General features: G+C 67.9%; 13 protein-coding genes. 9 read left to right on the top strand and 4 right to left on the bottom strand.

Features of this window, described 5'->3' with window-relative positions:
- Window positions 1–11 precede the first annotated feature (11 nt).
- The 3 genes from GN153_RS11995 (at window position 12) to GN153_RS11985 (ending at window position 3169) form a co-directional block, all read left to right on the top strand.
- A complete protein-coding gene (locus GN153_RS11995) occupies window positions 12–386 on the top strand; it encodes a hypothetical protein (protein ID WP_159903083.1) in 375 nt (124 codons plus the stop codon).
- Window positions 387–987: 601 nt separating this feature from the next.
- Window positions 988–1782, top strand: coding sequence for an arylamine N-acetyltransferase family protein (locus GN153_RS11990; protein WP_159903081.1), 795 nt, complete (start codon window positions 988–990; stop codon window positions 1780–1782).
- 55 nt (window positions 1783–1837) lie between these two features.
- Window positions 1838–3169 carry an MFS transporter gene (locus GN153_RS11985; RefSeq protein ID WP_159903079.1) on the top strand — a complete coding sequence of 444 codons (1332 nt, stop codon included), beginning with the start codon at window positions 1838–1840 and terminating at the stop codon, window positions 3167–3169.
- A gap of 9 nt (window positions 3170–3178) precedes the next feature.
- On the opposite strand, the gene gatB is transcribed toward GN153_RS11985, so the two are convergent.
- Window positions 3179–4660, bottom strand: coding sequence for an Asp-tRNA(Asn)/Glu-tRNA(Gln) amidotransferase subunit GatB (gene gatB / locus GN153_RS11980; RefSeq protein ID WP_159903077.1), 1482 nt, complete (start codon window positions 4658–4660; stop codon window positions 3179–3181).
- A 238-nt stretch (window positions 4661–4898) separates the two neighbouring features.
- Here gatB and GN153_RS11975 point away from each other — a divergent pair, with 238 nt between their 5' ends.
- The 5 genes from GN153_RS11975 to GN153_RS11955 all read left to right on the top strand — a co-directional run bounded on the left by GN153_RS11975 (window position 4899) and on the right by GN153_RS11955 (window position 10977).
- Window positions 4899–5171, top strand: a complete 273-nt coding sequence (locus GN153_RS11975) for a DUF7518 family protein (protein ID WP_159903075.1) — start codon at window positions 4899–4901, stop codon at window positions 5169–5171.
- Between the two features lie 24 nt (window positions 5172–5195).
- Entirely contained in the window at window positions 5196–8771 is a 3576-nt protein-coding gene (smc, locus tag GN153_RS11970) for a chromosome segregation protein SMC (protein ID WP_159903073.1), read from the top strand.
- The gene (locus tag GN153_RS11965; RefSeq protein WP_159903071.1) at window positions 8764–9804 is read left to right on the top strand and encodes a segregation and condensation protein A; all 1041 of its coding nucleotides are present in this window, start codon (window positions 8764–8766) and stop codon (window positions 9802–9804) included. The genes smc and GN153_RS11965 overlap by 8 nt, the downstream gene beginning before the upstream one ends.
- A 96-nt stretch (window positions 9805–9900) precedes the next feature.
- A complete protein-coding gene (locus GN153_RS11960) occupies window positions 9901–10410 on the top strand; it encodes an ArsR family transcriptional regulator (protein WP_236544799.1) in 510 nt (169 codons plus the stop codon).
- A 141-nt stretch (window positions 10411–10551) separates the two neighbouring features.
- A complete protein-coding gene (locus GN153_RS11955; RefSeq protein ID WP_159903069.1) occupies window positions 10552–10977 on the top strand; it encodes a DUF7522 family protein in 426 nt (141 codons plus the stop codon).
- 198 nt (window positions 10978–11175) lie between these two features.
- Here the strand turns inward: GN153_RS11955 and GN153_RS11950 are convergent, their stop codons facing one another.
- Both GN153_RS11950 and GN153_RS11945 read right to left on the bottom strand, forming a co-directional pair.
- Complete coding sequence (locus tag GN153_RS11950) at window positions 11176–11598, bottom strand: universal stress protein (RefSeq protein ID WP_159903067.1); 423 nt, start codon at window positions 11596–11598, stop codon at window positions 11176–11178.
- Between the two features lie 93 nt (window positions 11599–11691).
- Complete coding sequence (locus GN153_RS11945; RefSeq protein ID WP_236544798.1) at window positions 11692–12762, bottom strand: sodium:phosphate symporter; 1071 nt, start codon at window positions 12760–12762, stop codon at window positions 11692–11694.
- Window positions 12763–13025: 263 nt separating this feature from the next.
- Between GN153_RS11945 and GN153_RS11940 the strand changes: the two genes are divergently transcribed.
- Window positions 13026–14567, top strand: a complete 1542-nt coding sequence (locus tag GN153_RS11940; protein ID WP_159903063.1) for a TrkH family potassium uptake protein — start codon at window positions 13026–13028, stop codon at window positions 14565–14567.
- Here GN153_RS11940 and GN153_RS17545 read toward each other — a convergent pair whose 3' ends face one another.
- Window positions 14568–14717, bottom strand: a complete 150-nt coding sequence (locus GN153_RS17545; protein ID WP_201287885.1) for a hypothetical protein — start codon at window positions 14715–14717, stop codon at window positions 14568–14570.
- Between the last annotated feature and the right edge of the window lie 89 nt (window positions 14718–14806).

Genomic DNA, 14806 nt, shown 5'->3' with positions numbered 1-14806 from the left:
CTACAGGGAGTATGGTCGAAGTCACGTACCACTGCCCCTACTGCGGGGCGGTGACTGGCGTCGAGCGGGAGGGGTATCTCGACGACAAGTGCGTCAGCCGCGAGCCCCTGGAGGGGTGGGAGTACGCCGCCCCGACCGACGACGTCGAGGATATCGAGGCCGCAGACGGCGTCGAGTTCGTCTGTCTGGGCAACGGAGGCGAGAGGGCGACCGGAGACGCCGAGCCGGCGGGACCGGTCGACGGCGGCGGCGCGAACGACCCCGACCCGGAGAAGGACGGCTGCGGGCGGACCTTCTATCTCAGCTTCGTCCGGTACGAGGACGGCCGGCCCGTCGACCACCGGACGCCGAACATCGACCCGCCGCGGTTCGACTTTCGGGGCTGATTTTTTAATAGGATCATACATCGGATAAAAAGAGTCGAGCAGCATGAAAGCCCCAAGCCGTTCGGCTCGGGGGCTTCGCTGCGCTCCTCATTCGTTGCACTCACTGCGGTGCTTGCGTCAGCCGCCGTCGCCGAACGGCTTGCCCCTTTCAGCCCCGCCCAGCGCCACAGACCTCCCCAGCCGATTCGCTCCTTCGCTGGGCTCAGTCGCTCATCCCTCGCACGGTGTCGTCGCGGCCGGAGCCGCGACAGCGTGCGCCCAATTGGAACGTCCAGATCGGGCGGGACTGAAAGGGGCGAGGCGTTGCGGGAAGCACGGCGTTCACGGCGGCGCAGCCGCCGTGAGCTCGGGAGAGCTTCGCTCTCCCGGTGACGCAAGGACCGCAACGAACGGAGTGAGTGAGGACCGCAGCGAGCGCGAGGTCGACCGAAGGGAGACCTCGGCCTGCTCGAACGGTGACCGCAGGGAGCCGTGAGAGCCCCCCGAGTCGAACCGGTCGGGGCTTTCTTGCTGTTCTCGGTTCTTCAGTCAAGGGAGTGAGCGAACAACCCGCATCGCCCGAACGCCAAACCGTTACGGACACCGGCACGAAAGAGAGGGTATGGACGCGGCACGCTACCTCCGGCGGGTCGGCGTCGACCCCGAGGGGGTGACCACCGACCTCGAGAGTCTCCACCGGCTCCAGCGGGCCCACGTCGAGACCGTCCCCTTCGAGAACCTCTCGATCGTCGGCGACCCCTTCGCCGAGGGGCGCGGCGAGGGGGTCACTCTCGACCCCGACGCGCTCTACGAGAAGGTCGTCGGCCGCGAGCGCGGCGGCTACTGCTTCGAACTCAACGGGCTGTTTCACGGCCTCCTGCGCGCGGTGGGGTTCGAGGCCGACCGGGTCGCCGCCTGCGTGCTCAACGAGGACGGGAGCGTCGGCACGCCAGCGAACCACCACACCAACATCGTCGACCTCGACCGGCGCTACGTCGTGGACGTGGGGCTCGCGGTCCCGCCGCTGCGCCGGCCGCTGCCGCTTGCTGGCGGAGTACGAACCGACCGGGCGGGGGTCGACTGGCGGGTCGTCGACAGCGACCGCCCCGACGCGGGCTACCTGACACAGTTCCGCAAACCCGGCGGGGAGTGGACCGACCGGTACGTCCTCCAGGAGCGGCCCCGCGAGCTCTCCTATTTCCGGGCCTCCTGTGACTACCTCTCGAGGGCTCCCGAATCGCCGTTCACCGGCGACCCGGTCGTCACCGTCGGGACCGGGGAAGGGTACAAGAAACTCGACCACGAGACGCTGACGGTCTACCGGGAGGGTACGGAGACCGAGCGCGCCGTCCCGGAAGCGGAGTGGCACGACACCCTGGCCGCGGAGTTCGGGCTGCGGGTCAACGGCGCGGAGTGACAGCCAGGGTCACCGGTACGCACTAAGCGGCGCGGGTCGTACCCGCACTCACAGGATGGCACGGGAGCGGGCCGAACCCTCGGGACCACTCGACGCCTTTCGACAGTTCTTCGCGCTCCAGCGGGACGTGCTCGTGCTGTCACTTGCGATGTTCGCCTTCAGCCTCGCCTTCCAGATGACCAGCCGCTTTCTCCCGCGGTACATCGAGTTGCTGGGCGCGTCGGGCTTCGTCGTCGGCCTGTTCGGGACGGCGAGCAACGTCGTCTCGGCGGTCTACCCCTACCCCGGCGGTGCCATCTCCGACCGGGTCGGCTCGCGGACGGCACTGACGCTCTTCGGCCTGCTCGCCACCGCCGGCTTCGCGGTCTGGCTCGTCGCCCCGACGGTCGGGCCGCTCTCGGTCGCCGGCCTGACCGTCGAGCCGTGGGTCTGGGTGTTCGTCGGCCTCCTGCTCGCCCAGGCCTGGAAATCCCTGGGGCTCGGGGCGACGTTCGCGGTCGTGAAGCAGGCCACCGAGCCCTCCCGGCTCGCGGCCGGCTTCGCGAGCACCGAGACCTTCCGCCGGACCGCCTTCCTTCTGGGGCCGGCGCTGGCGACGGTCCTCATCGGCCTCAGCCCCGTCTTCACGACGAGCTTCCGGTACGTGCTCGCTGCGGCAGTCCTGTTCGGCGCGGTCGGGACCGTCGTCCAGCACCTGCTGTACGACGCCAGTTCGGACACCGTCGGCGACTCGTTTGCGGGCCTCGAGGGGGTCCGCCGGGACCTCCGGGAGATGCCCCCACCGCTCCGTCCGCTTCTGGTCGGCGACACGCTGGTCCGCTTCGCCAACGGGATGGTCTACGTCTTCTTCATCCTCGTCGTCACGGACCTCTACGCCGTGGGCCTGGAGACGACCCTCTCGGTCGGCGGCTTTTCGTACGCGCTGGAGCTCTCGCCGGAGGCCTTCTTCGGGCTGCTGCTCTCCCTGGAGATGGCCGTCGCCCTGCTGGTGATGGCTCCCGCCGCGAAGGCCGCCGAGCGAGTCGGGCTCAAGCCCGTCGTCGCGCTGGGATTCGCCGTCTACGCTGTCTTCCCCGTGGTGCTGATCGCCGCCCCCGCGACCCCGCTCGCGATGGCGCTCGTCTTCGCGTTCTCGGGGCTGCGCTTCGCCGGCCTGCCCTCCCACAAGGCGCTGGTCGTCGGCCCCGCAGAAGCCGACGCCGGCGGCCGGGTCACGGGCACCTACTACCTCCTGCGGAACACCGTCGTCATCCCCAGCGCCGCCCTCGGGGGGTATCTCTGGGACTTCGTGAGCCCCGAGGTCGCCTTCGGGCTCGCGGCCGCCATCGGCCTCGTCGGGACCGGCTACTTCCTCGTCTTCGGCGAGGAGTTCGAGGCCTACCGGTAATCGCGTCCGCTACGACTCCAGTTCCTCGCGCAGGAGTTGATTCACGTCGCCGGGGTCGGCGCTCCCGCCGGTGGCCTGCATCACCTGGCCGACCAGGAAGTTCAGCGCTCCCTCCTCGCCGTCGTGGTAATCCGCGACGGCGTCGGGGTTGTCCTCGATGGCCGCCTCGACGGCCGCCTGGACCTCGTCGCCGGAGGTCTTGCCCAGCCCCTCCTCCTCGACGACGGTGTCGGGGTGGCGCCCGTCGTCGAGCATCGAGCGCAGCACCGTCTCGCGGGCGTTCTTGGCGGTGATCTCGTCGGTCGCCACCAGTTCGACCAGCCGCTGTATCTCGTCCAGCCGGTCGTCGACGTCGGTGACCGCCATGTCGCGGTAGTTGAGTTCGCCGAGCAGGTTGTCGGCGACCCACGTGGCGGCGAGGTCGGCGTCGAACGCCGCGGCCACGTCCTCGAAGAAGTCCGCGACCTGCTTGGTGGAGGTGAGCTTGTCCGCCGCTTCCTCGCCGAGGCCGTACTCCTCGCGAAACCGCTCGCGGCGGGCGTCGGGGAGTTCGGGGATCTCGATGCGCTCTTTCCAGTCGGCGACCTCCAGCGGCGGGAGGTCGGCCTCCCGGAAGTACCGGTAGTCTTTCTCCTCTTCCTTCGAGCGCATCGAGACGGTTATGCCGCGGGATTCGTCCCAGTGGCGGGTCTCCTGCTCGACCGCGCGCCCGCGCTCGATGGCGTTTTTCTGGCGCTGGGCCTCGTAGGAGAGAGCCTTCTCCGCCGCCTTGTGACTGGAGATGTTCTTCACCTCGGTCCGGTTCGCGGCTTCGAGGGTGGCGTCGTCGATCTCCCCGTCGGGGCCGACCTCCTCGCCGTCCACGACCGAGAGGTTGGCGTCGACCCGGAGACTGCCGTCGCGTTCGGCGTCGAACACGCCCAGATACTCCAGTACTTCCTCCAGTTTCGCGAGGAAAGAGCGCACCTCCCCCGCGTCCCGGAAGTCCGGCTCGGTGACGACCTCAAGAAGCGGCGTCCCGGCGCGGTTGTAGTCGACCAGGGTGTACTCGGCAGTGTCGATGGAGCCGCCCTTGTGTTTCAGCGAGCCGGGGTCCTCCTCGAGGTGGGCTCGCTCGATCCCGACCGTCCGGCGCTCGCCCTCCACGGCGAACTCCAGTTCACCGTCCTGGCAGATGGGGGCGTCGTACTGGGAGATCTGGAAGTTCTTGGGGAGGTCGGGGTAGTAGTAGTTCTTCCGGTGAAACCGGGTCCGTTCGGGGATCGAGGCGTCGATCGCCTTGCCGACCTTGACGGCGGCCTCGACGGCCCCCTCGTTGAGGACCGGCAGCGCGCCGGGCAGGCCGAGACAGACCGGGCAGGTGTTGGTGTTGGGCTCCTCGCTGGCCCCGGTCGAACAGCCACAGAAGATCTTGGTGTCGGTTTCGAGCTGGACGTGGACCTCCAGCCCGATGACCACGGCGAGGTCGCGGTCGGCCTGTACCTGAGCCATACCCCGGGTTCGGGAGCCGCTCGCTAAAGGCTAACGCACCCGTTCGGGCGCCGGCCGTCACGGAGCGGCGCCGCGGGGACAGCCCCCCGTTTCACCTCCAGGTGTGGAGACGTCCGTCCGGTCGGCCAAGAGGACGGGTTGTGGCGCGAGAGACGCCGAGCGGGCCGGCGTGGAACGTATCCGCTGGCGAACCAATGTCTGACGCACGTTTATGTGGACGGGGTGAAAGGTGGGGCACATGTGCGGCAACCGCGTCGAGGAACTGGAATCACGCGTCAAAGAGCTCGAGGCGTCGGTCGAGGGGCTGACGGACGAACTCGTCGAGTGCAAGGTCCGGGTGCGCGAACTCGAGAGCGCGGTCGACGAGGAGCTGGATTTCGTCCCCGGACACGAGTTCGACGGGACGGAGTCGGACCCCGAAACGGACCCCACGGAGGCCGACAGTACTAAAGCCGAGCCGGCCGACGGGAAGACCGAAGAGGCAGAGGACTCGGACATCATCATCGCGTAGGCGGCGCGGCCCGCGAGCACCCCAATGCACATCAAAGAGCTCGTCCTTGACAACTTCAAGAGTTTCGGCCGGAAAACGCGGATCCCCTTCTACGAGGACTTCACGACCGTCAGCGGCCCGAACGGCTCGGGCAAGTCGAACATCATCGACGCCGTGCTGTTCGCGCTCGGGCTCGCACGCACCTCGGGCATCCGCGCGGAGAAGCTGACCGACCTCATCTACAACCCCGGCCACCAGGAGGGCGACTCCTTCGAGGGCGAGCGCGAGGCCAGCGTGGAGGTCATCCTCGACAACACCGACCGGACGCTCGACCGCGCAGCGGTCGTCTCGGCAGCGGGCACCGAGGACGTCGGCGACGTCGACGAGGTCGCCATCCGTCGCCGGGTCAAGGAGACCGAGGAGAACTACTACTCCTACTACTACATCAACGGCCGGTCGGTGAACCTGGGAGACATCCGGGACCTGCTCGAGCAGGCCGGCGTGGCCCCCGAGGGGTACAACGTCGTGATGCAGGGCGACGTGACCGAGATCATCAACATGACCGCCGGGTCCCGCCGGGAGATCGTCGACGAGATCGCCGGCGTCGCCCAGTTCGACGCCAAGAAGGAGGAGGCCTTCGAGGAACTGGAGGTCGTCGAGGACCGGATCGACGAGGCCGAACTCCGCATAGAGGAGAAGGAGACCCGCCTCGACCAGCTGGAGGACGAACGGGAGACGGCGCTCCGGTACCAGGACCTGCGCGACGAGAAGGCCGAGTACGAGAGCTACCGGAAGGCCGCCGAACTCGAGGACAAACGCGAGGAACTCGCGGCGGTCGGGGAGGGGATCGAGGACCTGGAGGCCACCCTCGAGGAACGGCAGGCGACGCTCGATGAACGCCAGGGGACGGTGATGCGCCTCGAGGAGGAGCTCGAGGATCTCAACGCCGAGATCGAGCGGAAAGGCGAGGACGAACAGCTGGAACTGAAACGGGAGATCGAGGAGATAAAGGGCGACATCGCCCGCCTGGAGGACAGCGTCGAGAACGCCAAGCAGCGCGCCGAGGAGGCCGAGAACGACCGTCGCCAGGCCTTCGTGAAGATCGACGGCAAGCAGGAGACCATCGACGACCTCGAGGGCGACATCCGCGAGCGAAAGGTCGCCAAATCGTCCATCCAGGCCGACATCCAGGAGACAGAAGCGGACCTGGAGACCGTCGAGGCCCGGATCGACGAGGTCGGCGAGGAGTTCGAGGAGGTCAAAGAGCAACTCGAAGCCGAGAAGGAGGCCCTGGAGGCCGCAAAGGGCGAGAAAAACGACCTCCAGCGCGAGCAGGACCGGCTGCTCGACGAGGCCCGCCGGCGCTCCGACGAGTACGACGAGACCGAAGCCGAAATCGAGGAGCTGGAGGAGCGGATCCCGGAACTCGAAGCGGAGGTCGAGGACCTGGAGGTCGAACTCGAGAAGGCCGAGAAGAACCGCGAGGCCATCGAGGAGGTGGTCGACGACCTCCGGACGGAGAAACGGGAGCTCCAGGACGAACTCGACGACGTCGAGGACGACCTCACCGCCGCCCAGCAGGAGTACGCCGAACTCGAGGCCAAGGCCGGCGAGTCCGGCGACTCCTCCTTCGGCCGCGCGGTCACGACGGTGTTGAACGCCGACGTCGACGGCGTCCACGGCGCGGTCGGCCAGCTTGGCAGCGTCGACGAGGCGTACGCCACGGCCTGTGAGACGGCGGCCGGCGGCCGGCTGGCGAACGTCGTCGTCGACGACGACAGCGTGGGCCAGCACTGTATCGAGTACCTGAAATCCCGCAACGCCGGCCGCGCGACCTTCCTGCCGCTGACGGAGATGGGGCAGCGGTCGCTCCCCCCGCTCCCGGACCGGCCGGGCGTGGTCGACTTCGCCTACGAGCTGGTCGACTTCGACCCCGAGTACGCGGGCGTGTTCTCCTACGTGCTCGGGGACACACTGGTCGTCGAGGACATCGAAACGGCACGGGACCTGATGGGCCAGTTCCGGCTGGTGACCCTGGACGGCGACCTCGTCGAGAAGTCGGGCGCGATGACCGGCGGGTCGACCTCGGGCTCGCGGTACTCCTTCTCGGGGACGACCGGCAAGCTCGAGCGGGTCGCCCAGCGGATCACCGAACTGGAAGACGAGCGGGCCGACGTGCGGGAGGAGCTTCGTGACGTCGAGAGTCGGCTGGACGACGCCCGCGACCGGGAGGCCGAGGCCGCCGAGCAGGTCCGGGACCTCGAGGCCGAAATCGAACGCCGCGAGGACGACATCGCGGAGACCGAGGGGCGCATCGAAGAGCTCGGCGAGCGCCTGGAGGAGATCGAGGCCGAGCGCACGGAAGTCTCCGACCGGATGGACGAGCTGGAGGCCGAAATTGCGGAGAAAAACGACGCGATCGCCGAGATCGAGGCGACGATCGCCGGCCTGGAGGCGGAAGTCGAGGACTCCGAACTACCCGAGCTGACCGCACGGGCGGAGTCACTCCGGGAGGACATCGACGACCTCGAGGCCGAGAAGGAGGAGCTGGACGCCGAGCTGAACGAACTGCAACTGGAGAAGGAGTACGCCGAGGAGGCCATCGAGGACCTCCGCGAGGAGATCGAGGCCGCCCAGGACCGGAAGGCCGCCGCCGAGGAAGAGGCCGAGGAGCTACGGGAGGGGATCGCGGAGAAAGAGGAGCTGCTGGCCGAGAAGGAGGAGGCCGTCGCGGAGCTCGAAGACCAGATCGCCGACCTGAAAGCCGACCGCGAGGGGCTGAAAGCCGACCTGGCAGAGGCCCGCGAGGCCCGCGACGAGGCCAAATCCCGGGTCGACGCCGTCGAGAGCGAGCTCTCGGAGGCTCGCGAGGAGCAGGAACGGCTGGCGTGGGAGGTCGACGAACTCGAGGCCGAGGTCGGGGAGTACGACCCCGAAGAGATCCCCGACCACGAGGCCGTCGAGGCGGAGATCCAGCGGCTGGAAGGCGAGATGGAGGCCCTCGAACCTGTGAACATGCTCGCCATCGAGGAGTACGACGAGGTGCAGGCCGAACTCGAGGACCTGCTCGAGAAGAAGGGAACGATGGTCGAGGAGGCCGAGGGGATCCGCGAGCGCATCGAGAGCTACGAGGCCCGCAAGAAGGAGACGTTCATGGAGGCCTTCGAGTCGATCAACGGTCACTTCGAGGACATCTTCGAGCGACTCTCGAACGGGACCGGGCACCTCCACCTCGAGGACCCCGAGGACCCCTTCGAGGGTGGGCTGACGATGAAGGCCCAGCCCGGCGACAAGCCAGTCCAGCGCCTGGAGGCGATGAGCGGCGGCGAGAAGTCGCTGACCGCGCTGGCCTTCATCTTCGCCATCCAGCGGCACAACCCCGCACCCTTCTACGCGCTCGATGAAATCGACGCCTTCCTCGACGCCGCCAACGCCGAACTCGTCGGCGAGATGGTCGACGAACTGGCCGGCGAGGCGCAGTTCGTCGTCGTCTCCCACCGCTCGGCGATGCTCGAACGCTCCGAGCGGGCCATCGGCGTCACCATGCAGGACGACAATATCTCCGCGGTGACCGGGATCGACCTCTCGGGCGGCGGGAAGGAGGTGCCTGCGGATGACTGAGGACGACATCCCGCTGGACATCGCGGGTCACGAGGAGCGGGAACCGCCTGACGATTCCGAACGGTCGACCGGGGAGCGAAGCGACCCGGAAGACAGCGAGCCACCCGGTGGCTCGGACGGAACGGTCGACGAGCGAACCAACGGCCACGACGCTGGGGCCGACGTGGGAGCGGTATCGGACCTGGCAGACGGGACCGGGAGCGACGGGCAGCAGAACGGAGGGCCAGAGGCCGAGGAGGACGAGGAGGTCGAGCCGGTCGAGGTGCTCGTCCAGCTCGCCGAAGATGGGGAGATTGACCCCTGGGACATCGACATCGTCGCCGTCACCGACAAGTTCCTCGACCGGCTGGACGAGGCCGACCTGCGCACCTCGGGTCGGGCGCTCTTTTATGCGAGCGTGCTCCTGCGGATGAAAGGTGACGCGATGCTCGCCGACGACGAGGAGGAAGAGCCCGAGCCCGAGCCCTGGGAGGAGGCCGCGATGGGCGGCGGGGAGTTGCCCGTCGGGGGCGAGGGCCCGGACCCCTTTGCCGCGCTGGAGTCGGAGATCGACCGCCGGCTGGAGCGCAAGCGGGCCCGCGGGATGCCCCGGACGCTCGACGAACTGGTCCGGGACCTGCGAGAGGCCGAACGCGACAACTGGTGGAAAGAGTCCCGGGAGTACGACACCAGCGACTCCCCCAGCGGCTTCCGGCGCGGCGCCCAGGAACTGGACTACCGGGCGGCCGACGACGTGCGGATGGACGACGAGCCCACGGCCGCCGACGTGACCGGCACCCAGCACACCGAGGACATCGACGAGGTGATCGACGACGTCTACGCGGCGGTCCGGGAACACTACGAGGCGGGCCGGAAGGAGGTGCTCTACCGGGAAGTTTCGGAGGCCGGCGGCTCCCGCGTGGAGACGTTTCTCGGGTTGCTCTTTCTCTCCCATCGCGGCCGGGTCCGCCTCCGGCAGGACGAACTGTTCGGGGACCTGTGGGTGCAGGACCCCAGCGCCGTCAGCGGCTCCGGCGAGGCCGTCGCGGACTGAGCCGGCCGCTCGCTGCTCCGTCAGTGCGTCCGCTGGCCGCTTCGGTAGCTGGGAGGTCTCGGAACCCTCTTTTCGGGTCCGGCCGTACGGAGGGGCGTGTCACGGAACGAGGAGTCCGGAACCGACCTCCGGTTCGAGTCCGACGCCGGGTCCGATGCCGGGGCCGGCGGCGAGGGAACCAGCGACGACGAGGGCCGCGGCGACGCCAGCGAGCCCGGTGACGCCGACGGCGAGGTCAGCGACGCGCTGGCGGTACTGGCCGAGGAGACCCGGGTTCGCATCCTCCGGACGCTCGCGGAAGCGGAGGACCCGATGGCGTTCAGCGAGCTGCGGCGGGCGGTCGGCGTGGCGGACGCCGGGCGGTTCAACTACCACCTCTCGCGGGTCTGCGAGCACTTCGTCCGGGAGGTCGAGGACGGGTACGAACTCGACCGCGCGGGGGCGCGGCTGGTGACGGCGGCGGACGTCGACGTGGCGGGCCGGGAACCCGAAGCGACGGACGCCGTCGAACCCGACCCCTGCGAGCCCTGCCCGGTCTGCGGGGAACCCGAGTGCGGGAAGCTCTTTCACGTCCACCTCTCGCCGGGCAGCCCGGCGACACGATAACGCAGCCGACCCGGGCGTGAGGTGGTTGCCGGCGAGCGAGCCGGCCGGAGACGGCCTCTTTCACGGAAAATCGCGGCACCGGGCAGTCGAGGGGGTCGGCACCGGAATGCTTGATATGATACCTCACCAATAGTATCGCGTATGACCACGGAATCATTCGAAACAGCCGTCGGCGCCGACATGGCCGACAGTCTCGTGAGTGCCACCCGTACCAGTCTCGGGGACACCCTCCGGAGCGTCGTGTATTTCAGCCCGTCGGCGTTCGACGTACTGTACGTCAGACAGGACCTCTACGCGTCCGGGGATGTCGCCCGGGAGGCGAAGGCGCAGCTGGTGGACCTCGAACAGGTGGGGTTCGCCGAGCGGCCGGTTCGGACGGCGCTCGCCCACAGGGAGACCGGGTCGGACATCGGACCGTACAGCTTCACCGTCCGGTTCCACGAGAACGGGTTCGTGGTGAGGGTCCTCGAAGACGATGCCGGTGTGCTCTTTACTGCCGACAGGATGGACGTCTCCGCGTTCAAGGAGGCGGTCAGTGCTATCCGGGGGTTGCTTCGCGGCGAGTGACGCCGTGCCCCCGGCCCCGGTTTCGGGCCCGGCGGGCGTCACCTCCGGCCACCGGTCCCCCTGTCGTGTGTGACGCCAGTCCGTCTCTGACCGCGGGGTCAGTTGTCGAAGCCCCCAGCCGAACTGGACCGGTTCCCCTCACATGCCGGCGAAACCGGCGTTCGGAGACCAGTGGGGTTCACAGGGACGACCGACGGGTCACCTGACGACGGTTACTGGCACTGGGGCCTCCCTGACGACGGTCTGGGCGACGTCGCCGAGCAGAACTCGGGAGAGAAGCGACCTGCCGTGACAGCCCATCACGATGAGGTCGACGTCGTGCTCCGCTGCGTACTCCGGGATGACCCGTGACGGTTTCCCGAACTCCGTGACGGTCCGTACTTCTTCCCCGTGGTCAGCGGCGCGCTCACGGACCTCGTCGAAGAGTTCCTCGGCCTTGTCGGCTGCACGTTGCCGGATCGTTTCGGGACCGACGAGTATCTCGGCTCCGTAACTCTCCTCGACGTAGTCGATGACGCGGAGAACGGTGAGCTCAGCATCCGCGTGAACGTCGAGTACAAACTCGAGTGCGCGCTCGGCGAGCGGGGAATCGTCCATCGGAACGAGCACGTGGTTGACCATGAGACACCTACTACCCGAGGGGGTGTTAGGCTCTCGCACGGACGGCCGCCGGGGGCGAAGACGGTTGCGAAGTAACCCCGCCACAGCGGCGGTCTATCGCAGAGCCAGCGGAACGAGGAGAAGCGCGAGTGGAACCAGCAGGAGCATCAGGATAAACGCGGTAAACGCCGTTCGGTCATCGAGGAGACGGTCGTAAACGGTAGCGATGAAGCGACTGTACGTATCATGAACGGTGAGCGCCCCGAGCGTCACGAGCGTCGCGATGGCCAGCAGTTCGAGAACGACCGCGGCGCCAAACGGCAAGTCGAGGACGACTGCCACGACGAGCGTATCGAACAGTGTTCCGAGATTCGCACCGAGGACGTACGGAATGAGCTCGTCCCGTTCGACGTAGCCGCGGTTGTACAGCGGAACGATGACGCCGAGTGAGAACGCGACGCTGGTCGTGACCGTGGTGACCGCCAGGCCGATCGCAAACGACACCCACGCGTGCTGGAACTGGCTGAAGAATCGCTGACGGAGGGTCGCCGTGTCGACCTTCGTCAGGAGGCGGTCGAACAGCTTCAGGCTCCCGAACAGTATCCCGACTGCCACGAGAACCGAGAGTACGGGCCCGATGCTGGTCGTGATGGCAACCGTGAACGGATCGAATACCGCCAGTGGCTGGAATCCGATGGTCCAACCCCGGCTGGCAGCACGAAACGGCGCGTGGAGATAGGGCGACGTGACGTACCCGAGAACCGTGACGGGGAGATATATCGAGAGTGTCAGCAGGAAGGTGAGAAGACCCATACTGACTGCTTTCCGCAGGGAGTATCGCTTCTTCTGGAAGTAATCGAGTGCGCCGATGAAGACGACGACCGCCGCGGCGCCGAGCCGCGACCCCGCGACCATCAGGAACAGCTGCGGTGGAGAGACGATATCGACGGAGAACAGCGAGAGAGCGAGCGCCGCGATCACCGACCCGTTGGCGAGGACGTACGCCCCCAGCCAGCTCACCCCGAGCGCCGAGGCGTCCCCAACGACGACCTGAAAGAACACCCGTTCGATGGTCGGTGCTGCGGCCTCCGTCGCCGTCCCCAACAGGTGGACGGCGAACAGGAACAGCAGAATGACTCCGACTGCACCGAGCGGAAGACGGGCAGATGAGAGCCGGTCGAACACACGGGACGATCGAGGGCTCATGGGCGGAAATCCGTCCCTGTTCGACCGGCCGGTAGAGAATCACATATCATACAAAACGGTTTTCATTTTGCCAGGACATCTACCTTCGGGTTGCCGACCGCGCTGACTACGCGCGCTGTACTCGTCACACTGTCACCTGCGGGAAGGACACAGCAAAGCTAGCGGGCGCCCCGACGATACCGGCGTGTGGCTCCCGAGAACCGTGACGACACGCTTAAGCCGCTGCTGGAAGCTGTTCGAGTATGTCGCGGGTCGTCGACTGGCGGGTCAGCGTCGGCCTCGTCGGGTCGGTCTACCGCTACCTCTCCGTTCCCCTCGCCGTCCCGGTGCTGGTCGCGCTGGTCTACGGCGAGGACCCCCTCCCCTTTCTGGTCACGATCCTGATTGCGGTCGGCGTCGGCACGGGTCTGGAGCGGCTCACGCCCGACCGCGACCTGGGCCACCGGGAGGGGTTCCTGCTCGTCGCGCTGACCTGGCTGGCCGTCCCGCTTCTGGGTACCATCCCCTATCTCGTGGCGGGCAACGGGACCGTCGCCGCGCCCGCGAACGCCCTCTTCGAGAGTATGAGCGGATTCACCACGACCGGCGCGACCGTCCTCGGTGACATCTCCTTCGACACCCACTCCCACGCGATGCTCATGTGGCGCCAGCTCAGCCAGTGGCTCGGCGGGATGGGCATCCTGGTGCTGATGGTCGCCATCCTCCCCGACCTCTCCGTTGGCGGCGCGGCGGTCATGCGCGAGGAAGCGCCCGGCTTCGGCATCGACAAGCTCACCCCGAAGATCCGCGAGACGGCGCGCATCCTCTGGCTCATCTATCTGGGCTTTACCGTGCTCGCGGCACTGGTCTACTACGGGCTGCACCTGGCCGGCATGGCCCCGGAGATGGGCGTCTACAACGCCGTCGCCCACGCGCTGACGACGCTGCCGACCGGCGGGTTCTCCCCGGAGGCCCGCTCGGTCGAAGCGTTCTCGCCGGCCATCCAGTGGGCGGTCGTCCCCTTCATGGTCGTCGCGGGGACCAACTTCGCGCTGTTCTGGTACGCCGTCGTGGGCCAGCCCCGGCGACTGCTCGCGAACGAGGAGTTCCGGTCGTACCTGCTGGCGATGGTCGCGCTCGGCGCCGTCGTGACGGCGCTGCTGTACGCCGGGCTCGACATCGGGCTGTCGTCTGTCGCCGAGGAGGTCGCACCGGTCGCCGGCGAAATCGAGCGGGCCGCGCGCCACGCCGCCTTCCAGACCGCCGCCATCGTCACCACCACCGGCTACGCGAGCATGGACTTCAACACCTGGAGCGAGGCCGCGAAGGTCCTCCTCCTCTTTGCGATGTTTCTGGGCGGGTCGGCGGGCTCCGCTGCGGGGTCGGTCAAGGTCATCCGGTGGTTGCTGGTCGGCAAGGCCGTCCGCCGGGAGCTGTTCACGACCGTCCATCCCGAGGCCGTCCGGCCGGTCCGGGTCAACGGCAGGGTGCTCGACGAGTCGACGCTGCGGGGGCTGGTCGTGTTCGTCCTCCTCTTCCTGTTGCTGTTCGTGCTGACGACGTTCGTCCTGTTTCTGGACGGCGTCACGAACCCCGAACTGGAGCTGTCGGCGCTGGAGGCGATGAGCGCCGCCATCGCCACCGTCGGCAACGTCGGCCCGGGCTTCGGCGTCGTCGGCCCGATGGGCAGCTACCTGGACTTCTCGGCGCCGGCGAAGGGCTGGATGGTGCTGGCCATGTGGCTGGGCCGGCTGGAGATCATCTCGGTCGTCGTCGTCCTCACGCCGTCGTACTGGCGGCCCTGACTACTCTTCGACCGCCGACCGCAGCTCCTCGATATGGCCGCCCAGTTTCCGGAGGGTCGCGTCGGCGTCGGTGTACCCCTGCTCGTACTCCTCGTAGCAGCTGTCGGCCCGGTCGAGGAAGTCGGCGACCGCCTCCGTGGGTGTGCTCATGTCCGGGCGTAGACGGGCCGGCCCGAAAGCCCCGTCGACTCCGGCCGTCGTCCACGGCCGCGTCGATTCGCCGGAGCCGTCCGTGGTCG

The sequence above is a fragment of the Salinirussus salinus genome, from assembly GCF_009831455.1.
In the GTDB taxonomy this organism is placed as follows: domain Archaea; phylum Halobacteriota; class Halobacteria; order Halobacteriales; family Haloarculaceae; genus Salinirussus; species Salinirussus salinus.
Note: the sequence above shows the minus strand (reverse complement) of the source record. Positions and strands in the feature narration are given on the sequence as shown.

What these genes read in the sequence shown, in the direction of transcription:
- GN153_RS11985 (WP_159903079.1), top strand. Translation starts at nt 1,838, where the DNA reads ATGGCACGGGAGCGGGCCGAACCCTCGGGACCACTCGACGCCTTTCGA.
- GN153_RS17545 (WP_201287885.1), bottom strand. Translation starts at nt 14,717, where the DNA reads ATGAGCACACCCACGGAGGCGGTCGCCGACTTCCTCGACCGGGCCGAC.
- GN153_RS11950 (WP_159903067.1), bottom strand. Translation starts at nt 11,598, where the DNA reads ATGGTCAACCACGTGCTCGTTCCGATGGACGATTCCCCGCTCGCCGAG.
- GN153_RS11965 (WP_159903071.1), top strand. Translation starts at nt 8,764, where the DNA reads ATGACTGAGGACGACATCCCGCTGGACATCGCGGGTCACGAGGAGCGG.
- GN153_RS11990 (WP_159903081.1), top strand. Translation starts at nt 988, where the DNA reads ATGGACGCGGCACGCTACCTCCGGCGGGTCGGCGTCGACCCCGAGGGG.
- GN153_RS11955 (WP_159903069.1), top strand. Translation starts at nt 10,552, where the DNA reads ATGACCACGGAATCATTCGAAACAGCCGTCGGCGCCGACATGGCCGAC.
- GN153_RS11940 (WP_159903063.1), top strand. Translation starts at nt 13,026, where the DNA reads ATGTCGCGGGTCGTCGACTGGCGGGTCAGCGTCGGCCTCGTCGGGTCG.
- smc (WP_159903073.1), top strand. Translation starts at nt 5,196, where the DNA reads ATGCACATCAAAGAGCTCGTCCTTGACAACTTCAAGAGTTTCGGCCGG.
- GN153_RS11975 (WP_159903075.1), top strand. Translation starts at nt 4,899, where the DNA reads ATGTGCGGCAACCGCGTCGAGGAACTGGAATCACGCGTCAAAGAGCTC.
- gatB (WP_159903077.1), bottom strand. Translation starts at nt 4,660, where the DNA reads ATGGCTCAGGTACAGGCCGACCGCGACCTCGCCGTGGTCATCGGGCTG.
- GN153_RS11995 (WP_159903083.1), top strand. Translation starts at nt 12, where the DNA reads ATGGTCGAAGTCACGTACCACTGCCCCTACTGCGGGGCGGTGACTGGC.